The 19,824-nt window shown below is 65.0% G+C and carries 15 protein-coding genes; 6 read left to right on the top strand and 9 right to left on the bottom strand.

The window, feature by feature from the left end:
• Nucleotides 1-2 precede the first annotated feature (2 nt).
• The gene (locus tag GA566_RS22850; protein ID WP_160474110.1) at nt 3-2,441 is read left to right on the top strand and encodes a DUF6600 domain-containing protein; all 2,439 of its coding nucleotides are present in this window, start codon (nt 3-5) and stop codon (nt 2,439-2,441) included.
• Nucleotides 2,442-2,632: 191 nt separating this feature from the next.
• On the opposite strand, the gene GA566_RS22845 is transcribed toward GA566_RS22850, so the two are convergent.
• The 5 genes from GA566_RS22845 to GA566_RS22825 form a co-directional block, all read right to left on the bottom strand.
• Complete coding sequence (locus tag GA566_RS22845) at nt 2,633-3,805, bottom strand: ABC transporter substrate-binding protein (protein ID WP_160474109.1); 1,173 nt, start codon at nt 3,803-3,805, stop codon at nt 2,633-2,635.
• A 189-nt stretch (nt 3,806-3,994) separates the two neighbouring features.
• Entirely contained in the window at nt 3,995-4,702 is a 708-nt protein-coding gene (locus tag GA566_RS22840) for an ABC transporter ATP-binding protein (protein ID WP_160474108.1), read from the bottom strand.
• Nucleotides 4,689-5,453: an ABC transporter ATP-binding protein gene (locus GA566_RS22835; RefSeq protein ID WP_160474107.1), complete on the bottom strand. Its 765-nt coding sequence runs from the start codon at nt 5,451-5,453 to the stop codon at nt 4,689-4,691. The genes GA566_RS22840 and GA566_RS22835 overlap by 14 nt, the downstream gene beginning before the upstream one ends.
• Nucleotides 5,446-6,474, bottom strand: coding sequence for a branched-chain amino acid ABC transporter permease (locus tag GA566_RS22830; protein ID WP_137924529.1), 1,029 nt, complete (start codon nt 6,472-6,474; stop codon nt 5,446-5,448). The genes GA566_RS22835 and GA566_RS22830 overlap by 8 nt, the downstream gene beginning before the upstream one ends.
• A gap of 11 nt (nt 6,475-6,485) precedes the next feature.
• The gene (locus tag GA566_RS22825; protein WP_137924528.1) at nt 6,486-7,349 is read right to left on the bottom strand and encodes a branched-chain amino acid ABC transporter permease; all 864 of its coding nucleotides are present in this window, start codon (nt 7,347-7,349) and stop codon (nt 6,486-6,488) included.
• Between the two features lie 330 nt (nt 7,350-7,679).
• Here GA566_RS22825 and GA566_RS22820 point away from each other — a divergent pair, with 330 nt between their 5' ends.
• From GA566_RS22820 to GA566_RS22810, 3 genes are read left to right on the top strand one after another with little or no spacing between them, the layout of a single operon-like run.
• Nucleotides 7,680-8,519, top strand: a complete 840-nt coding sequence (locus tag GA566_RS22820; RefSeq protein ID WP_137924527.1) for an IclR family transcriptional regulator — start codon at nt 7,680-7,682, stop codon at nt 8,517-8,519.
• A 36-nt stretch (nt 8,520-8,555) separates the two neighbouring features.
• A complete protein-coding gene (locus GA566_RS22815) occupies nt 8,556-9,368 on the top strand; it encodes an SDR family oxidoreductase (RefSeq protein ID WP_160474106.1) in 813 nt (270 codons plus the stop codon).
• Nucleotides 9,369-9,418: 50 nt separating this feature from the next.
• Nucleotides 9,419-10,417, top strand: coding sequence for a tripartite tricarboxylate transporter substrate binding protein (locus GA566_RS22810; protein ID WP_137924526.1), 999 nt, complete (start codon nt 9,419-9,421; stop codon nt 10,415-10,417).
• A 100-nt stretch (nt 10,418-10,517) separates the two neighbouring features.
• Here GA566_RS22810 and GA566_RS22805 read toward each other — a convergent pair whose 3' ends face one another.
• Together GA566_RS22805 and GA566_RS22800 are read right to left on the bottom strand one after the other, a co-directional pair.
• Nucleotides 10,518-11,279: a transcriptional regulator gene (locus GA566_RS22805; RefSeq protein WP_160474105.1), complete on the bottom strand. Its 762-nt coding sequence runs from the start codon at nt 11,277-11,279 to the stop codon at nt 10,518-10,520.
• A gap of 326 nt (nt 11,280-11,605) precedes the next feature.
• The gene (locus GA566_RS22800) at nt 11,606-11,860 is read right to left on the bottom strand and encodes a hypothetical protein (RefSeq protein ID WP_160474104.1); all 255 of its coding nucleotides are present in this window, start codon (nt 11,858-11,860) and stop codon (nt 11,606-11,608) included.
• Nucleotides 11,861-11,871: 11 nt separating this feature from the next.
• On the opposite strand from GA566_RS22800, the gene GA566_RS22795 reads away from it, so the two are divergent.
• Both GA566_RS22795 and GA566_RS22790 read left to right on the top strand, forming a co-directional pair.
• On the top strand, nt 11,872-14,577 hold the full coding sequence (locus GA566_RS22795) for a glycoside hydrolase family 18 protein (RefSeq protein WP_137924524.1): 2,706 nt from the start codon (nt 11,872-11,874) through the stop codon (nt 14,575-14,577).
• 121 nt (nt 14,578-14,698) lie between these two features.
• Nucleotides 14,699-14,932, top strand: a complete 234-nt coding sequence (locus GA566_RS22790) for a hypothetical protein (RefSeq protein ID WP_160474103.1) — start codon at nt 14,699-14,701, stop codon at nt 14,930-14,932.
• A 9-nt stretch (nt 14,933-14,941) separates the two neighbouring features.
• Here GA566_RS22790 and GA566_RS22785 read toward each other — a convergent pair whose 3' ends face one another.
• The gene (locus GA566_RS22785) at nt 14,942-16,306 is read right to left on the bottom strand and encodes an MFS transporter (protein ID WP_160474102.1); all 1,365 of its coding nucleotides are present in this window, start codon (nt 16,304-16,306) and stop codon (nt 14,942-14,944) included.
• A 103-nt stretch (nt 16,307-16,409) separates the two neighbouring features.
• Nucleotides 16,410-19,820, bottom strand: coding sequence for an ATP-binding protein (locus GA566_RS22780; RefSeq protein WP_160474101.1), 3,411 nt, complete (start codon nt 19,818-19,820; stop codon nt 16,410-16,412).
• Nucleotides 19,821-19,824 lie beyond the last annotated feature (4 nt).

Genomic DNA, 19,824 nt, shown 5'->3' with positions numbered 1-19,824 from the left:
CCATGTCATCCCGTCATCGTTTCGCGCTTGCTCCGTTCGCTCTGGTTGCGATCCTCGCCCAGGGCCAGGCCCACGCCCAGGACTACAACCCGGGCGTGCCGCCCGGCTACATGCAGCAGGACCCGTCCGATGCCAACGTGCTGGGCGACCCTTCGGCCATGGCAGCCGATCCACCCTCGCGCATCGCCACGGTCACCGACATGGCTGGCGGACTCAGCTTTGCGCCCGCGGGCGCCGACGAGTGGGCCGCGCTGGGGCCGAACCGGCCGATCACCACCGGCGACCGCCTCTGGGTAGACCCGGGTGGCCGGGCCGAACTGCACGCCGGCACCACGGCGGTACGGCTGGGTGGCGGCACGGCAGTGGCGATCCTCAACCTGGACGACCGCACCACGCAGGTCAAGCTGACGCAAGGCACGCTGCAACTGCGCGTGCGGGCGCTGCCGCAGGACCAGCAGGTGGAAATCGACACCCCCAACCTGGCATTCGTGCCGCGCGAGCCGGGCGACTATCGCATCGACGTCTCGCCCGATGGCACCACCACGCTCGTGACCATGCGTCACGGCAGCGCGGTGCTCTACGGCGATACCCGCTCGCTCGAACTGGAGCGTGGCCAGCGCATGCGCTTTGCGGGCACCGATCTGGCCGATGCGGGCGCGGGCAGCTATCCGGCGCCCGACAGTTTCGACCAGTGGACGGCCATGCGCGATGCGCGCGAGGATGCATCGGTCTCGGCGCGCTATGTGCCGCCCGGCATGACGGGCTACACGGCGCTCGATGACTATGGCGACTGGCAGCAGGACGCGGGCTACGGCGCGGTGTGGTTCCCCCGCGCGATGCCGGCAGGGTGGGCCCCCTACAGCGTCGGGCGCTGGGCCTGGGTGGCGCCGTGGGGTTGGACGTGGATCGATGATGCGCCGTGGGGCTTTGCGCCCGCGCACTATGGCCGTTGGGCGCACTTCGGCAATCGCTGGGGTTGGGTGCCCGGGCCGCGCGGCGGACAGCCTTGCTACGCGCCGGCGGTGGTCGGGTTTATCGGCGGCGCCGGCACCACGATCCGTATCGGCACCGGCCCGGGCGTGGCGTGGTATCCGCTGGGGCCGCGCGATGCCTATCGTCCGGTCTATCGCGCGAGTCCGGGCTACGTCAACCGCATCAACTATCACGCGGTGAACAACGGGTGGATACGTGGCGGTGATCGCGATCGTGATCGCGGGCGCTGGGCCAATCGCGAGGTGCCGGGGGCGATCTCCGGCATGCCGTCGCGCAATTTCGTGGAAGGGCGGCCGGTGCCGCGCGGCAGCTATCGCGATGAGTGGCGCCACTTGCCGGCGGGCGAGGGAAGGGGCGCGCCGCCGATGGCGCCGGTCAAGACCAGCCTGATCGGTGGCGCGCGGCCGCACGGATTGCCGCCGATGGCGCGTGACGGTTTCGAGCGTCAGGCGATTGCCGCGCATCCACCGGGCCGCATTGGCCCTGACGAACTGGCGCGCCGCTTTGCGCGGGAAGGTGGCACGGCGGGCGCGGGTCCGGCGTGGCGCGGGCCGGTGCCCGATGGCAGGCGGCAGGATGCGGGGTCGCAGCGGCGCGGCCCGCAGCCGGTGCAGGGATGGCAGCCCGATGTCAGGATGAGCCAGGCCGCGCCGGATCGACGCTTCTCCGGCCAGCGGCCCGACGACGGCCAACGCCAGCAGCAGGCCATGCAGCGGCAGCAGTTCGAACAGCAGCGTCAGTTGCAGGATCAACAGCGCCAGGCGGCGGATTTCCGGCAGCAACAGCAACAGGCGATGCAGCGTCAGCGCGACGACCAGCAACGCGAGTTGCAGAACCAGCAGCGGCAGGGCTACGAGCAGCAGCGCCGGATGCAGTTCGATCAGCAGCGGATGGAGCAGGAGCAGCGCCGCCAACTGGACGACCAGCGCCGCGATGCGATGAACCGCCAGCAGTTCGATCAACAGCGGCAGCAACAGGAGCGCCAGCAGCAGGACATGCAGCGGCAGGCGCAGCAGCGGCAGCAGCAGTTCGATCAACAGCGGCAACAGCAGGAACGCCAGCAGCAGGACATGCAGCGGCAGGCGCAACAGCGGCAGCAGCAACAACAGCAACGCCAGCAACTGGAGCAGGCGCGGCAGTTCCAGGAGCAGCAGCGCCAGCAGTTCGAGCAGCAGCGGCAGCATGCGCTTCAGCGTCAGCAGATGGAACAGCAGCAACGCCAGGCGCAAGAGCAGCAGCGGCGCTTCCAGGAGCAGCAGCAACAGCAACAACACCAGCAACAACAGCAGCAGCGGCAGGCGCAGGAGCAACAGCGGCAGTTCCAGGAACAGCAGCGCCAGCAGCAGGACCGGCAACGCCAGTTCCAGCAGCAGCAACAGCAACAACAGCAGCGCGCCCAGCATGAGCGCGGGCGAGACCAGCAGGCTCGCAACAACGACGGCCGCTGATATCCGCAGGCATCGGATCGGCAGGCACAAAAGGCAAAGGGCGTCCGGTATCAGTACCGGACGCCCTTCGTTTCTCTCCACTACGATTTTTTCACTGCTGATGTTGCGATTGCTACTGCACTGGCTAACCCGCCAGCAGGGTACATCTCCCCCTCCGCCTCTCTGTTCTTCAGCCGTGCATCACTGGCAAATCACTTCGCCAGTTCAGACAGGCGCACCGGCTCGATCTTGCCCTTCTGCACCCAGCCCACCACGGTGTCGGCCACCGAACCGCCCTTGGCGTCGATACCCTCCACTTCGTTCGGATTCACTTCCTTCGGCAGCGCCTTCATCGCGTCGGGCATCTTGGCGCGGATGGCAGCCGAATCGGTCGTGGTGCCAGCGAGCTTCATTGCATTGGCCAGCGCCCACGTCATCGTGTAGTTCAGCGACATCTCCGTGGTGGCATCGCGGCCATCGTGCAGCTTCTTGTAGCGCGCGTTGTAGGCCTGTGCCATCGGACGGGCGTCGTTGACCAGCGGCATCACGCCGATCGAGCCTTCGAGCAACGCCAGGCCATTGGTCACGCGCGACATCTCGTCCATCTTGGCCTGGTCCATGATGATGAAGCCGCCCTTGAAGCCGAGTTCACGTGCCTGCTTGACCACCAGTGCGGTCGGCTCCGACGGGCCGCCCACGAACATCACATCGGGTTTGTCGGCGATGGCGCGCGACACGCCGGTGTAGAAGTCGGTAGCCTTGGTGTACGACATCGGATTGTTGCCCACCACCTTGCCGCCCGCACCTTCCCACGCCGGCACGAATGCCTGGACCCAGGCCTTGGCGTAGTCGTGGTCGGCTGGCACCAGCGCCACGTTCTTGCCATAGCGCTTCATCTGCGCCTTGACGAACGGCTCGATGTAGCCCGTGTAGGCCGGCGGGATACGGATCGTGAGCTTGTTGCCGGCGTCGGTGATGCGCGGCACGCTCGAATAGGCCATGACCAGGAATTTCTCCTGCTCGTTGAACGCCTGCAGCGCGAAGATGCCACCCGAGTGCGGCACGAAGACAGCCGGCGTCTTGTGCTGCTGCACCAGTCGGCGTGCATTGATGGCAGCCTCGGCCGGCGCGTACTTGTCGTCGAGCGCCACCACTTCGAGCTTCACCTTCTTGCCACTCACTTGCAAGCCGCTGGCGTTGATCTCGTCAACGGCCATCTGAATACCCGACAGCACATTCTTGCCATACAACGCGGCGCCGCCCGACAGCGGGCCGGTGTAGCCGATCTTGACCACTTCCTGCGCCAGCGCGGGTGAGGATGCGATGAATGCTGCTGCCGCGCATGCGGCCAATGTGAAGAAACGACCCAGTGATTTGGTTTGCATGTGCTGTCTCCTGTCGATGTTTTGTATTTTGCTGATGGCTTTCTCCCCTCTCCCGCACGCGGGAGAGGGGCGGGGGAGAGGGTAAGCAGTTCAAACTGCCAATGTCGGCAAGCAGAACTTCCGGCCCTCTCCCCCAACCCCTCTCCCGCTTGGCGGGAGAGGGGAGTCACACAAGCGGAGGGAAAACAACTACCCCCCGATATACGCCTTCCTCACCCCCTCATCCTTCAACAGCGCATCGCGATCACCCTCCATCACGATGCGGCCGTTTTCGATCACGTATGCGCGGTGCGCGATGCCGAGTGCAGCGTAGGCGTTCTGTTCGGCCAGTAGTACCGTGGTGCCCGCGCGGTTGATGCGCTGGATCACCTCGAACATCTGCTTGACCACCAGCGGTGCCAGACCCAGTGACGGTTCGTCGAGCAGCAGTGCGCGCGGGCGGCCCATCAGCGCGCGGCCCAGTGCCACCATCTGCTGCTGCCCACCGGACAGCGAGCCAGCCGGATCGTCCTTCTTCTGCTGCAGGATCGGGAACATCTCGTAGACCTCTTCGAGCGTGCTCCGGATGGCGCTCTTGTCGCGGCGATGCACGTACGCGCCCAGCGTCAGGTTCTTCTCCACGGTCATGGCCGGGAACAGCTTGCGTCCCTCGGGGCAGTGCACAAGTCCCGCCTGCACGATCTGCGATGGCTTCATGCCGCTCAGTTCGCGCCCGTCAAAGCGCATGCTACCGCCGCTGGTGCGATGGATGCCGCTCATCGCAAGAAAGATCGAGCTCTTGCCCGCGCCGTTGGCGCCGAGCAGCACCACCAGTTCGCCGGCCTTGGCATGCAGCGAAATATTGTCGAGGGCGCGGAAGCTGCCGTACGACAGCGAGACGCGTTCAAGCTGCAACATGGTCGGCTCCCAGATAGGCTTCGATAACGCGCGGGTCCTGCTGCACTTGCGCGGGCGTGCCTTCGGCAATCTTCTCGCCGTAGTTGAGCACCATGATCTTGTCGGCCAGCCGCATGATCATGTCCATCTTGTGTTCGATCAGGCAGACGGTCTTGCCGTGACGCACCATCTTGCGAATCAGTTCGGCCAGGCCCACGGTCTCCTCGGGATTCACGCCACCTGCGGGCTCATCGAGCAGCAGCAGTTCCGGATCGGTCGCGAGTGCCAGCGCAAAGGCCACGCGCTTGCGCGCCTCCTGCGTGATATCGGCGGCGACTTCATGGGCCAGGTGCGACAGCCCCACGAAGTCGAGCGCTTCCTCGGCCTTTTCGCGGCACAGCCTTTCTTCCTCGCGCAGACGTCGCGTGTTGAACAGCACATCGACCAGGTTCGACGTGGTGCGCAGGCGATGACCGACGATCAGGTTGTCGAGCACCGTGGCGCGGTCGAACAGCGCCGTGGCCTGGAACGTACGCGCCACGCCGAGCCGGGCGATCTGGTCGGCGCGCAGGCCGGCCACGTCGTGGCCCTTGAACAGGATCTGGCCCGATGTCGGCGCATGCGTGCCCGCAATCAGGTTGAAGAACGTGGTCTTGCCGGCACCGTTGGGGCCGATGATCGCGTTGATATGGCCAGCCTCGAACGTGATGGAGACATCGTTGACGGCGGTGAGGCCGCCGAACTTCCGGGTCAGGTTGCGGACTTCAAGCATTCTCGGCTCCCGGACGGGTGGTGGCGACGGGCGCGGGCTGCGCGGGGCGCGAAGCCGCCATCTGGCCACGGCGTTGCGCGGCGGCGCGGCGCGCCTGGCGTTTGAGGAAGGTGCCCACGATACCGTCGGGCACGAAGATGATCAGCAGGATCAGCACCGGGCCGAACACCAGCATGCGGTAGTCCTGCAGGAACTGCAGCGTCTGCGTGACCCACGGTACGAGCACCGCGCCAAGCAGCGGGCCGAGCAGCGTGCCGGTGCCGCCCACCAGCATCGACATCACCATGTCGAACGTGTAGTCGGTACGCGCGATATCGGGCCCGAGAAATCGCACTTGCCCTGCGTAGAGCGCACCGGCCAGGCCGGCATAGCCCACCGACAGCACGAACGACAGTACCTTGGTGCGCATCAGGTTGATGCCGAGCGCTTCGGCCAGCGCATCGCTGTTGCGCACGGCCAGGAAGCTGCGGCCCAGCAGGGAACTGACGATGCGATGCATGACGAACGTGCCGACGGCCAGGAAGAACAGCACGAGGTAGTACTGGCTCTGCACGTTATCGAATACGAGCGGACCCACTGCGGCCGGCACCGGAATGCCGATCAGGCCCACGGCGCCGTGCGTCAGGCTTTCCCATTTCTCGATGAGGAGATAGATGATGTAGCCCACGCAGAGCGTGAAGATCGAGAAGTAGTGTCCCTTGAGCCGCAACGAGACCACGCCCACCACGTAGCCCAGCACCATGCAGATCATGGGCGCGAGCACGAAGGCCAGCCAGAAGGGCATCTGGTGATCGACCGTAAGGATGCCCAGCGTATAGGCGCCAATGGCCATGAAGCCGCCGTGCGCGAGGTTGAGCTGGCCGGTATAGCCGGTCAGAAGATTGAGTCCGAGCGTAGCGATGGCAGTGATGAACGCCAGCGTCATCACCGACAGGAAGTAACTGTTCGGCACGAGTAGCGGAAACGCGATGGCAGCGGCCAGCAGCAGGATCCAGCCAGCCTTTCCCTGAATGGCTTTCATGTGTGTTCTCCTCAGGCGGCCTTGCTGGCGAACAGGCCCTGCGGACGCACCGACAGGATGATCACAAGCAGCAGGAAGGCGATGATGTCCTTGTAGTCGGTCGAGATATAGAACCCGCCAAAACTCTCGGCCATGCCGATGATCAGTCCGCCCACGATGGCGCCGGGAATGCTGCCCATGCCGCCGAGGATGATGATCACGAACGCCTTGGTAATGACCAGGTTGCCCATGCTCGGGTAGACCAGGTTGATCGGTGCGTAGAGCGTGGCGGCGATCGCGGCCAGTGCGCCCGAGATGGCGAAGACAAGCAGCGTGACGCGCGTGGCGTCGATGCCGACGAGCGCGGCACCTTCACGGTTCTGTGCCATGGCAACGATCGTCGAGCCGGTGACCGTGCGCGTGAGGAAGAGATGCAGCAGCACCATCAGCCCGAACGCGGCCACGATGATCAGCAGACGCTGCAGCGGCGCGGTCAGGCCGAACAGTTCCACCATCTGGCCGTACGGCGTGGGCATGCGGTGGAAGTCCGCTCCCCACAGCGCCTGCGCACCCGCTTCGAGGAACAGCAGAATGCCGATGGCGGCAATCATGTCGTGCACCTCGGGCGCATTGCGCAGCGGATGAAAGACCAGCCGGTCGGCCAGCATCGACAGCACGGCCACCACCACGGCGGCGGCCAGCATGGCCAGCCAGTAGTTGAGGCCGAGCGTGGTCATTGCGTAGTACGACACATAGGCGCCCGCCATGTAGAACGCACCGTGCGCGAAGTTGGGTACGTGCAGGATGCCGTAGACGAGGGTCAACCCCAATGCCACCAGGCTATAGACGCCGCCGAGCGTGAGGCCATTGAGGAACTGCTGGAAAAACAATGCCATGCGCTGTCTCCTTGCGTGGGGTTGCCGTGACGGCACCCGCTGCGGTCTCTGTCGCCGTGTCGTTCTCGCACGGTCGTTCGTTTTCGTTTGAGGCGACTTTGCATAGCGTTTTGGCAAGCGTCAAGCAATCGGACGTACTATTCCGATACGCGAAATAGGGCGACCGCGAAGTACCGTACATCGTCGGTGTATTCCCTGATTTCAGCGTGCAAGTGGCCTGATCGCGCGTCTGGAGGTGCGCGTCCGCGCGCATATTTACAGCGCCTATGACCCCTATGTTTTCCTTGAATAGCGGACGTGGGCGGGCATGGAAACTGATATCAATCGCTCATGAAACGGACGACCTCGATTCCACAACCCGCCAACGCCGCATTGCCGTGGGGCAATGCCGTGCCCGTGGATGGCGAGGACCGTAATTTCGTCACCGCGCTGGCGCGTGGACTCGATCTTCTGCGCGCCTTCGGCCCCGATGATGACTATCTTGGGAATGCCGAGTTGTCGCGGCGTACGGGTATTCCCCGTCCCACGGTGTCGCGGCTCACCTACACGCTGGCCACGCTCGGTTATCTGGTTTACGTGGAGAGCCAGGAGAAGTACCGGATAGGTCAAGGTGCCATGGTGCCCGGCCAGCGATACTTGTCCGGCGCCGGCATTCGGCAGGTGGCGCAGCCGTTGATGCAGTCGCTGGCGTTTGCCACCGGATGCACGGTGGCGTTGGCCGTACCGGACCGGCACGACATGCTCTACCTGGAGGTGTGCCAGCCGCGCGGCGCGCTGGTGATGCGGTTGACGCCCGGTTCGCGTCTGCCGATGGCCACGTCGGCAATGGGCCGCGCATGGCTCGCTGGCTTGCCTGCGGTGCGGCGCGCGGCGGTGCTCGCGGAACTGGAGCGGCAGCATGGCTCGCGTTGGCCCGGCGTGCGTACCAAGGTGGAGCGTGCGCTGCGCGAGCATGCGCGCCGAGGTTTCTGCGTGGCGCATGCGGAATGGGATCGCTCGGTCAGCGGCGCCGCAGCGCCAGTGTGCCTGCCCGACGGCTCGGAAGTGCTGGCCGTCAACGTAGGTGGCGCCTCGACGCGGCTGTCGCCGGAAATTCTGGAAGGCAATCTCGGGCCGCGTATCCGCGAGCTGGCGGCCACGCTGGCCTCGCGGCTATGGCAGCCAGCGTAGCCGAACACTCAACTTGAACATGAACAGGAGACGATGATGGAAGTTCGCAACAAGACAGTGATCGTGACCGGGGGCGGTACCGGCATTGGCCGCGCACTGGTGCTGGCCTTTGCACGCGCGGGTGCAAGCGGCGTGGCCGTGGCCGACCTGGACGAAGCGGGCGCTGCCCGCGTGGCCGCCGAAGCTGCCGAGGCCGCGCCCGAGTGCCGGGTCTTTGCGCAACGGGTGGATGTGGCCGATGCGGAAGCCGTGCAGGGGCTGGTGGATGTAGCGACCCGGCGCTTCGGCCAGGTGGACATCTTCTGCTCGAATGCCGGCATCATCCTGCGCAAGGGGCTGGAGGCGACGGCGGACGACTGGCAGCGTATCTGGGAAATCAATGTGATGGCGCATATCCATGCGGCCAAGGCGGTGCTGCCGCAGATGCTGGAGCGCGGCGACGGCTACTTCATCAACACGGTGTCTGCGGCGGGGCTGCTTTCGCAGATCGGCTCGGCCCCGTACGCGGTAACCAAGCATGCGGCAATCGGCTTTGCCGAGTGGCTGTCGATCACCTACGGCGAGCAGGGCATCAAGGTGAGCTGCATCTGCCCGCAAGGGGTGCAGACCAAGATGCTGTTCGGCGAAGAAGGCGAGCGCAAGGGGTTCCTGCAGGCCGGATCGGTGACGGCCGAGCACGTTGCCGAGAAGACGCTGGAAGGCGTGGCCAGCGAGAGCTTCCTGATCCTGCCGCATCCCGAGGTACTCGAATACTATCGCCGCAAGGGTCAGGATTATGATCGCTGGCTGCGCGGCATGCGCCGTCTGCAGGATCAGGTCACCAAGGAGTTCGGCAATACCGTCGTGTAGCACGTAGTACCGGTTTCACCCATCCATAAGAAAGATTCAGGAGACAGACCATGCGTGATCGAATGTTCCGGCGCCGGCAGGTGCTGGGGATGCTGGCCGCTGCGGCAGCCACTACGGCTGCATCGACGTGGGCCCCTGCCGTGCTGGCCAGCGATGCCTATCCGAACAAGCCCATGCGCATCGTGGTGGGCTTTCCGAGCGGCGGGGCGCCGGACATCCTCGCGCGCATCGTCTCCGAGAAGACCGGCCTCGGCCAGCCCATCGTGGTGGACAACAAGCCCGGCGCTGGCGGCAACATTGGCGCCGAGGCTGTGGCCAAGGCCCCGCCCGATGGCTATACGCTGGCGCTCGGCACGGTGGGCACACACTCGATCAACGGCGCGCTCTACAGCAAGATGCCGTACGACATGGTGAAGGACTTCGTGCCGGTCATCCTGCTGGCATCCACCCCGAACGTGCTGGTGGTGCATCCTTCGGTGCCGGCGAAAAACGTGCAGGAACTGATTGCGCTGGCCAAGTCGAAACCGGGTCAACTGACGTTTGGTACGCCGGGCGTCGGCACCTCGCTGCATGTGGCGGGCGAACTGTTCAATACGATGGCCGGGACCAAGATCACGCACGTGCCATACAAGGGCCGTGCGATGGCCATTCCGGACCTGCTGGGCGGACACATCACGATGATGTTCGACAACCTGCCGTCGGCACTGCCGGTGGTGAAGGAGGGCAAGCTGCGCGCGTTGGGTGTGACAAGCGCGCAGCGCTCGGCATCGGCGCCGGATATTCCGACGATTGCCGAGCAGGGCTTGCCTGGCTATGACGCCACGTCGTGGTTCGCGGTATTTGCGCCAGCCAATACGCCCAAGGATGTCGTGGCAAAGCTCAATACGGAACTCAACCGCATTTTCACGCTGCCCGATGTCCAGGCCAAGCTCAAGACCATCGGGCTTGACCCCGTGCTGGGTACGCCCGAGAAACTGGCTGAGTATCAACGCAGCGAGATCGCCAAATGGGCCAAGGTGGTGAAGGACTCGGGCGCCAAGGCTGAGTAGTGGCGTCACGATGAAGCGGATTTTCGCCGGACCGCTGAGCGGCATGGCGGAAATCTGCTGGAATGCGGACGGAATAGCGCGAAGGCAGTCGCGCTACCACTCAGAACGTACGCGCCGCCGAGCCAGTCTGGGAACGAAAGCGGTAGCCGATCTTGGGTACTGCGGACACACAGGTATCCAGCCCCAATGGATGGAGCGCCCGTCGGAGCCTGGAGACGAGTTGCGTCAGGCAGTTCTCGTCGACCATCGCCTCGGGGCCCCAGACCGAGGCAATAATCTGCGTCCTGGACATGACCGCCTCGCCATGATCCTTGAGCACGATCAGCAGCCGCAACTCGAAGCGCGTCAACTTGGCGACAATGCCGTTGAACGACACGATGCCCTGCATCTCGTCGATATGCATGGTGTCGTCGTTATCTGCGAACGCAGCAAGAGATGGCGATGAGCAAATCGGCATGCCAAGCCGCGCCAGCACGTGCGCCAGGCCGCGCGCCTGTTCCAGACCCGATTCCGGCTCGGCAATCAGATCGGGAGGCGGCGGCGACACCGTGGTGGTGTACGCCACCGGAAGAAACCGGTAGCCCTGACGCGGCACGGTCACGATGTGGGCATCCAGGCTGACGGGACTCAGCGCCTTGCGCAAGCGGTACACCAGTTGCACGAGATAAAGTTCGTCAACCAGTGCTGCGCGTTTTCCCCATACTCCTTTCAAGAGATAATCCCGCGATTTAACGGGCGCTTTTCCTTCCACCAGCAGCCGTAGCAGTTTTTTCTGCTGTCCCGTTATCTTGGCTTCCACACCTCCACGTAATACGCGGTCCGTTTCCCAATCAAAAAAAACCGAGTCGCCATTCCGGATCATTTCGTCTCACCCCATGTCGTCATCGATGGACGACAAGCGTATCGATACGCAGAAATAGCTCCCATGGAAGATATTTCCGTCCGTATCTGACCCGCTCGGGTGACAGCTTAATGCTCGGCTCTCCTGGAATATTCCGCATTCGCGAAACAATCTACCGCCCGGGGTGCTTGTCATCTCTGGTGCAAACAGAAATGCCTCGCGCATTGGCCGAATGTCACAACATGATGATTTGACGGAATTGAATACTGTCAGCGCGGAAGGCGCTTCATCATAACCCAATCGGGTATGTCGACGTTTCTGTCATTGCAGTAGCGATGGATTTTCCGCTATCCACGTTTTCCATTTTCCGCATGGATCCGGGGTGTCCCATATTCCGTGAAATGGCGCGTGCCGAAAATCGAGATAACCGACGCGTGGCTGTCGATTGCCGCCTGCGGATCGATGGATAACTTGTCACCGTCGATATTCCATGCCGTATCCATGTCAATGCAGCGGCGAAATCGGAAAGATGCATTCCGTCGCCGGCTGCGATCTTTCGAGCAAATGCCGTGGCGCACCGGCGGCGCCAAATCAATCTGCAAGGACAGACGTCATGACAAAGAAATCTGGTAACAGCAGCAAGCAGCCGGCAGGTCAGGCCACCCAGCCTCGGGTCGGCCTGGCATCGCGCGTGTTCCGGAGCGGAGATCCCAGCGATCCCGCGCCGGCGCGCCCGGTGCGCAGCCGTTTCGCGGGCCGCCGCAATGCGTTGCAGAGCGGACGCACGAACAGCAAGCTGGTCTACGACGGCGATCCCGGCGATCCTTCGATTCCGGCTTCGAAAGGCGCGTCGGACAAGACCTACCAGCAGAACAGCTTCGATCCGGCCACGGAAGTCAACGACTTCTCGTACACGTCCACGCGCGTGGCCAAGCGCGTGTACAACAAGTACGGCACGACGCAGAACAGCACCGAAGTGTTCGGCTACTACACCGACTGGTCGCAATACGACGGCCGTCTCGATGGCAATTTCGCCAACTCGGCAGCCGGCCGTGGCACGGACCTGATGCTGCTGGACGCTTCGGCCTACGACCGCCTGATCATTGGCTTTGCGGGCATCGTGGGCGACCAGGGCGAGAAGCGCTTCACGATCGACCAGGCAGCCGTGGACTTCGGCAAGAAACTCAATGAGGCCACCTTCACCGATGCGTGGGGCGATGTGGCGTCGTTCCGCAACGTCGGTTTTACGGGCTGGGTCAGCAATGACTACAAGGACCTGTTCAACGAGGCCAAGGCGCAGGGCGTGCTGGGCGGGCTGGCCAAGCTCAAGAAGCAGAATCCCAAGCTGAAGTTGTCGTTCAGCCTGGGCGGCTGGACCATGAGCGGCGCGTTCCACGAGGTGGCGGCCGACGCCACCAGGCGCCAGACGCTGATCGAGAGCCTGGCGTACATCTTTGACCGCTTCCCGATGTTCACCGAGGTGGACCTTGACTGGGAATACCCCGGCATGCCCGGTGCGGGCAATCCGCATGGCCCGGCCGATGCGACGAACTTCCAGCATCTGGTGCGCGGCATCAAGCAGCGCCTGCCCCACGTGCGCGTGAGCATTGCCACCGGCGCGGCCCACGCCACGCTGATCGCGGCCGACATCCCGGGCATGCTGGCTGCGGGGGTCGAGGGCATCAACCTGATGACCTACGATTTCTTCGGCACCCCCTGGGCGCCGAAGCTGGCCCACCACACCAACCTGTACGATCTCGACCTCGACGATCCGGAAGGTTTCAGTATCGACCGCGCGGTGCAATACCTGCTGGGCGAGGGCGTGCCGTCGCGGAACATCTTCGTGGGCTATGCCGCCTACAGCCGCAGCGGACGCGGTGCCGTGGTGTCGTCATGGTCGCCATTGGCGGGTACCTACGACCGAGGCGCAGGCACGACCACGGGTACGTACGAATCGGGCGCCACCGAGTTCTACGACATCCTGTACAACTACCTCGACCTCGAGGCCAAGTCAGGCATCAACGGCTTCAACGTGTACACGGACACGGTGGCCGACGCCGACTACCTCTACAACGCCGAGAGCGAGTTGTTCCTGTCGATCGACACACCGCGCTCGGTGCGCGAGAAGGGCCGCTACGTACTGGAGAACAACCTGGGCGGGCTGTTCACGTGGACCATCGACATGGACAGCGGCGTGCTGCTGAACGCCGCGCGGGAAGGGCTGGGCGCCACGCCGACGCAAGAGGTGGTGGACATGGAGCCGTTCTACTTCAACGGCATCAACGTGGAAGACCAGGACAAGCCGCCCGTGGCCGTGATCGAGGGTCCCACGGAAGCCTTTGTCGGCGATTCGGTCAAGTTCTCCGCGCTGCGTTCGATCGGCAACGGCCTGACGTACAAGTGGGGCGCCACGGGCCTGCAGTTCCTCGATGGCTGGACGGGCCCGGTGGCCGAGGGCATCGTTGGCCCGCCCGAGCACACCTACACGGTAACGCTGACCGTCACGGACGAAGCGGGTCGTACGGCCACGGCCAGCCAGACGTTCAAGGTCAAGACCAAGACCAACCAGCCGCCTACTTCGCGTATCACGGTGCTGCTGGAGTCCGGCACGCCGTACGGGCTGTCTGCCGAGGCATCGTTCGATCCGGACGGCCATGCGCTGACCTACCTGTGGGACGCGCCGGACCTGCCGTTCCATAACAGCACCGCCCAACTGGTGGAAGGCACCGCGCCGACCGTCAGTGCCGTGACCGACTACTGGGTCAAGCTGACGGTGAACGATGGCGCCGAGACCAACCAGAGCGCCATCTTCCTGACCGTGGTGCCGGGCGAGGACGAACCGGGCGACGTGGTGGCCAAGATCACGGGCCGCACGCAGTACGAAAGCGGCGCGCCGATCCAGCTGTCTGGTGTGGAATCCACCGGTCCTGCCCCGCTGCTGTATGCGTGGACGGCACCGGGCCTGTCGTTCGACGGCGCCGACGAGATTTCGGTCACAGCCAACGCGCCGATCGTCGACCGCGACACCACCATCCAGATCACGCTGAAGGTAACGGGCGACGCCGGTACGGGCGACGACGACACCGATACCGTCACTCTCCAGATTCTGGCGGGCGGTAGTTCCGGTGGCGAGGGCACGTGGCGTCCGCAGGCCTACGACGCGGGTTCCGAGGTGACCAACAACTACCAGGGCAAGGGACTGCACAAGTACCGCGCCAAGTGGTGGGTGGGCGCCGATCAGGAGCCGGGCGATCCCGCGTACACCTCGACGGTGGATGACGGCGACTCCCGTCCGTGGCTGGACGAAGGTCCGGCCTGAGCGGCACGGGGACCCTGAGTAACCGGCGATGAGCCGGTAGCGGTTCCGGGGACGACGCGGCCAGGCAGGGCGGCGCCTTCCCCGGTTTTTGTTTCCCTGCCCCCGGGCGTGGAGGTATTCCATGAGATGGGCGCAAACGATGGCGGCAGCCGGCATCCTGCTGGCGGGGTGCACGGTGATTTCCGTGGAGGGTGACCATAACCGCATCAGCGATGCGGGCGGCCACGGCGGCCTGACCTTTCCGGAGGGGGCCGATGGCGGAGGCGATGGCGCGCACTGGCTGCAGCGCCTGGAGCGGCTGGAAAGACTCGAACATCGTGGGCGGCGTCTTGGCAATCCGCCTGCGCCGCGATGAACGCGGACGTCAGGATTGACCGGCGGACGCCATGCGCAGCCGGCTCAGGCTGACAACGGCGCCGATGGTGGCCACCGCGGCGGCCACGTACAGCGCAATGCGCGCCGCGCCCGTGGCATCGAGGCTGAACAGCAGCGCCACTACGGCCGTGCCCGTGGTTTGTCCCAACAGGCGAGTGGTGGCCTGCGCACCGCTTGCACCGCCACTGCGCGCAGGCGGCGTGGCCGAGATCATCGCGCGGTTGTTGGGCGACTGGAAGAAGCCGAAGCCGATGCCGCACAGTGCGGTACGCCAGGCGATATCGAGGCTCGTTGCGTCCGGCCCGAGCAGCGATAGCGCAACAAGACCCGTGGCCAGCATGGCCAGTCCCATCCCGGCAAGGATGCTGGCCGGATACCGATCGGACAGCCGGCCCGCCACCGCCGCCATCAGGGCCACCATCAGCGGCCATGGCGTGATCAGCAGCCCGGTTTCCTGCAGGCTGCGCCCCAGCTGGTATTCGAGGTAGAAGGGCAGAGAGACGAAGGCCAGCATCTGCGTCATGAACGAACAGAACGAGGTGCCCACGGCCAGCACGAAGGCCCGGCTCCTGAACAGGTCAACCGGTACCAGCGGCGCAGGACGCCCTCGTTGCCGGCGGATCAGCCACCATCCCAGCAGCAATGACGACACCAGGCTCGCGGCCGCGATCAGCCGCCACGCGCCGTGCCCAAGACCATCGAGACCCAGGATGAACAGGCCGATCACCACTGCGGAGAGAACCGCGCTGGAATAATCGAACGGGTGGGGTTCCGCCGGTGTTTCCGGTAGGGCGCGCTTCGAGATGGCCAGCGCGAAGATGGCAACCGGCACATTGACGGCGAACAGCCACTGCCAACTGCCGAACCCGAGGATCAGGGCGCCGAGCGACGGTCCGATGGCAATGGTGACCCCGACGATGAGCGCATTGAGGCCGATCCCCCGGCCCAGTTTCGTCGGCGGGTAGATATAGCGCACCAGTGCGGTGTTGACGCTCATGATGCCCGCGCCGCCAATCCCCTGGATCACGCGCGCCGCCACCAGCATCGGCAGGTTGACGGACAGCGCGCACAGCAGCGACCCCACCAGGAACGTGGCGAGCCCGACGCGATAGACGCGCTTGTAGCCAAGAATGTCTCCCAGCGAGGAGAGCGGAAGCAGGAATACGGTGACCGTCAACTGGTAGGCGTTGACGACCCAGATGGTTCGTGAGGGATCGGACTGGAGTTCGCGGGAGATCGACGGCAGCGCGATATTGGCAATCGACCCATCGAGTACGGCCATGACCAGGCCGCAGAACACCGTCAGGATGGCCCAGGTACGCTGTGGCTGCGGAAGACCTTGGTGAGGCAACATGAAGCGGGGAGGGGCGGGAGCTTGAGCGTCGCATTATCGTCCTGTCCCGCCTGAGCGCGCAAATCCTGAGGGCGCCGATTCTGCGCCCGACTCGCCGCCCCCCCTATGTGGCCGTCGTGGCACCGGAGGTGTCGTGTGCCGCCTCGTGTCCTGCCTCGCGGAACTGATTGACGGCCACCTGCATCGTTTCGGCCGCCGCCGCAAGCTCCGGCGTCCAGGCTCCGCCTGCCGCTTCGGCAATGCGTTCCACGGTGCGGCACGCGCGCACCGTACTATGCGCGGCTACCACGAGAAACGCGCCGGCCGACCGGTGGGCCCAGTGTTGCAGCGCCGTCACGTCGCGCCGGACCAGGATGCTGGCGAGTTCAGGCGCGTCCTGCTGCAAATGATCACGCAGGAGTCCGCAGTATCGGGCCAGCTCCTTGGCCGGCAATGCGGATTCGTGGGAAACGTCCGGGTCGGCTTCGGCGTGCCGGCTGGTGACGGCGGCCTGCTTCGGGCGCACCGCGCCAAGTGCCGCGCCGAGCGTGGCGAGCGAGGCCGGCTTTGCCACATACCCGGTGAATCCGCGCGCCTGCCATTCGCCGGCCTGTTCGCTATGCGTGACGGCGCTGAATGCCAGTACCGGCATGTCGGGCCAGCTCGCCCGGATGGCCGCGAGCAGCGCATAGCCGTCCATCACGGGCATGTGGATGTCGGTCAGTACGACGTCGATGTCCGAGGCGTGCTGCGCCAGCGTGTCAAGCGCCTGCCGGCCGTCGCCCACGACGGTGGGTTGCCAGCCCAGCGATTCGAGTTGTTCCGCGATCAAGGTCTGGTTCAGCGCGTTGTCCTCGGCGACCAGTATCGTGCGGCGCGTGGCATGAAGATCGGTGGCGGGAAGCGCCGGGGTCAACGGGCGCTCCGCGATATCGCCGTCGTCGTCGGCGCCCTGGCCGTCTTCATCTCCGCCATCGCCCTCGTCATCGAGCGCGGTGACTGCCGCGGCGAGCAGGGCCGTGTGGGAAAACGTCGTGACCTCAAAGACGCCATCCTGGCGCTTCACCGCGCGCTCCGGCCCATTGAGCGTGATCCAGACCGCGCGGGCCGGATGGATCTGCCGCAGTTCCGCCACTGTCTTCAGACCGTATTCGCCGGTCACCATCAAGATATGAGGGCGATTGTTCCGCAGCCACGCCTGGGCCGCAGCCGGTTGGTGAAAGGTCTGCACGCGCCATCCGGCCTGTTCGAGCCAGGCCCCGAGCATGGTGCCCGATTCGGCTTCCTGGCAGAGGATCATGGCACGGCTGCCATGCACCTCGTACTCGTGCCGGGCCACCTGGTTCGGAGCCGCTGGCAGTGGAATCGCGAAGGTGAATGCCGTGCCCACGCCTTCGACGCTTTCGACCGTGATATGTCCGCCCATCATCTCGGTCAGTCGGGCGCAGATCGACAGGCCCAGCCCCGTGCCGCCATAGCGCGCCGACGTACTGGCCTCGCCCTGCACAAAGGGCTGGAAGACCCGCGCCACGAGCGCTGGCGGCATGCCGATGCCCGAGTCCCGTACCCGGCAGACCAGCACGTTGCGGCCCTCGGTATCGGTCACGACTTCGGCGCTGAGCATGATCTTGCCGCAGGCCGTGAACTTGAACGCGTTGCTGAGCAGGTTGCTGACGATCTGCGCAATGCGTGTGCGGTCACCAATCAACGCCGTGTCGAGCGTGGGCGACAGATGCACATAGAAAAGCGTCGGGCGGTTGGCGATCATCGGTGCATAGGACATCGCCAGGTTTTCCAGGTCGTCGATGGGCCGGAACGGCTCGTTGACGAGCTTCATCTCGCCGGCGTCGATCTTCGAGAAGTCGAGGATGTCGTTGACGATCCGCCGCAGACCGTCCGAGGCTACCTGGAGCGCGCGCAGTCGCGGCGCTTGCGACGCCATGCCGTCGGATCGGGCCAGCAGTTCGAGATTGCCGAGCAGCGCGTTCAGCGGCGTGCGGATCTCGTGGCTCATCGACGCGAAGAAGTTGGAGCGCGCGCGCATCATGGATTCGGCTGCCTCGCGTGCCGCGCGCAGCTGGTGCTCCAGCTGGTGCTGCGCCGTGACGTCCTGGATGGCGCAGAACAGCACGTCTTCGTCCCGGTATCGAACGGGTGCGTACGTGATCGACAGGAACTGGCCGGTCTCGGGCACGTGTGCGGGGACCGTGATCTGGGAAATGGCCGGCTGCGCCTGCATGGCATCGGCGATGTGAGAAGGCAGGGGCGCGTCCTGTGTGCATCCCAGCAGCGTATCCGCCACCATGTTCGAAGTCAGTATCCGGTGGTCGTGCCGCCGGACGATGCAGAGTCCTACTGGCGTGGCACTGACCAGGATGTGGTTGATGGTCTCGTTGTCGAGCGCCCTGGCCGCTTCCGCATGGCTGCGCCGCAGCAGATGGATGTCCCAGTAGCGGGCTGTCAGGATGAGCGCCAGTATCAGCAGGGCGGCCACGGCACCGATGATCAGCAGTTCCGTGACGATTGCCGCCAGCAGGGTGCGGTAGGAAAGGGCATAGACCAGTGCCCCGAAGTCGCCAAGGGGCTGGTTGAGCAGCAGGCCCCGCGCGGTCACGTCGATGGACTCGCCCGGCACCTGGCGCACCCGTGCCAGGATGCGCTCGGCCTGCTGCGGCACCATGTGCGGCGAGACGTCGATGGTCCCGGCATCGTGCCCGACGAGCAGCAGCGTCGCCGGGTCGCTTGGTCGTTTCAACCCTGCCAGGAACGACTCCACGGGCACACTCGCGGCCATGACGACCGATTTGCCGTCGTGCGTGAAGACCGTGCTGGAGGCCAGCATGCTGCGATGTCCGGTGATCGGATCGTCGATGGGACCGAGCCAGCGTTGCGAGTCCGGTTGCGGCTGCGCACTGTCCCCGGGGCGAACAATGTCGCGCAGCCCCGCCAGCCGCTCGGCGCCAAGCAGGGCCAGCGCCGTATCGGTCATCGGCGATGGCGAGAGCACGATGGCGTAGGTGGCATCGGCATCCACCACATAGGCCAGATGGTCGAGTCCGAATGCAGTCTGGGTGGTCAGCGTGGCGGTGGCGATCTGCTGGAGTTGCCACAGTCGTTCTGGCAACTGGCTACCCAGTGCGCGGCGGGTGGCGGCGGGCACCAGGATGACGTAGCGCCGGTCGGCCGCCACGGCGATGCCGTCGCGCCGCAGGTCGGCGAGCAGCGTGGGATCGGGCGGGGCCGTGCTGGCGGCGGCAGCGTAATACTGGATCGTCAGCGCCGTGCGGCGCAGGAACGAGGATTCGCTCTGCAGCTGCAACGAAATGGTGCTCACGTACTGGGCAACATGGCCGCGCCGGATGTCGAGGTGCCGGGCCGCAGCCAGGCCGGCCAGCAGCAGCGCCGCCACCATCACGATGGCCACCAGCAGCGCAACCGTCGCGTAATAGAGCTTCTGCTGCCGCCTGGCGTTCGCCGCCAGGGTCTCGAATGCCTGCGACAGCGACTCCTGCGTACGGTCAAGGATCTGCTGCATGATG

Source organism: Cupriavidus sp. SW-Y-13 (genome assembly GCF_009793345.1).
Lineage (GTDB): Bacteria > Pseudomonadota > Gammaproteobacteria > Burkholderiales > Burkholderiaceae > Cupriavidus.
The sequence above is the reverse complement of the archived record's forward strand: the minus strand, read 5'-3'. Positions and strand labels throughout refer to the sequence as shown.

Excerpts from the sequence above, each read along its gene's own strand:
- GA566_RS22850 (WP_160474110.1), top strand. The coding sequence starts at position 3 with ATGTCATCCCGTCATCGTTTCGCGCTTGCTCCGTTCGCTCTGGTTGCG.
- GA566_RS22845 (WP_160474109.1), bottom strand. The coding sequence starts at position 3,805 with ATGCAAACCAAATCACTGGGTCGTTTCTTCACATTGGCCGCATGCGCG.
- GA566_RS22840 (WP_160474108.1), bottom strand. The coding sequence starts at position 4,702 with ATGTTGCAGCTTGAACGCGTCTCGCTGTCGTACGGCAGCTTCCGCGCC.
- GA566_RS22835 (WP_160474107.1), bottom strand. The coding sequence starts at position 5,453 with ATGCTTGAAGTCCGCAACCTGACCCGGAAGTTCGGCGGCCTCACCGCC.
- GA566_RS22830 (WP_137924529.1), bottom strand. The coding sequence starts at position 6,474 with ATGAAAGCCATTCAGGGAAAGGCTGGCTGGATCCTGCTGCTGGCCGCT.
- GA566_RS22825 (WP_137924528.1), bottom strand. The coding sequence starts at position 7,349 with ATGGCATTGTTTTTCCAGCAGTTCCTCAATGGCCTCACGCTCGGCGGC.
- GA566_RS22820 (WP_137924527.1), top strand. The coding sequence starts at position 7,680 with ATGAAACGGACGACCTCGATTCCACAACCCGCCAACGCCGCATTGCCG.
- GA566_RS22815 (WP_160474106.1), top strand. The coding sequence starts at position 8,556 with ATGGAAGTTCGCAACAAGACAGTGATCGTGACCGGGGGCGGTACCGGC.
- GA566_RS22810 (WP_137924526.1), top strand. The coding sequence starts at position 9,419 with ATGCGTGATCGAATGTTCCGGCGCCGGCAGGTGCTGGGGATGCTGGCC.
- GA566_RS22805 (WP_160474105.1), bottom strand. The coding sequence starts at position 11,279 with ATGATCCGGAATGGCGACTCGGTTTTTTTTGATTGGGAAACGGACCGC.
- GA566_RS22795 (WP_137924524.1), top strand. The coding sequence starts at position 11,872 with ATGACAAAGAAATCTGGTAACAGCAGCAAGCAGCCGGCAGGTCAGGCC.
- GA566_RS22790 (WP_160474103.1), top strand. The coding sequence starts at position 14,699 with ATGAGATGGGCGCAAACGATGGCGGCAGCCGGCATCCTGCTGGCGGGG.
- GA566_RS22785 (WP_160474102.1), bottom strand. The coding sequence starts at position 16,306 with ATGTTGCCTCACCAAGGTCTTCCGCAGCCACAGCGTACCTGGGCCATC.
- GA566_RS22780 (WP_160474101.1), bottom strand. The coding sequence starts at position 19,820 with ATGCAGCAGATCCTTGACCGTACGCAGGAGTCGCTGTCGCAGGCATTC.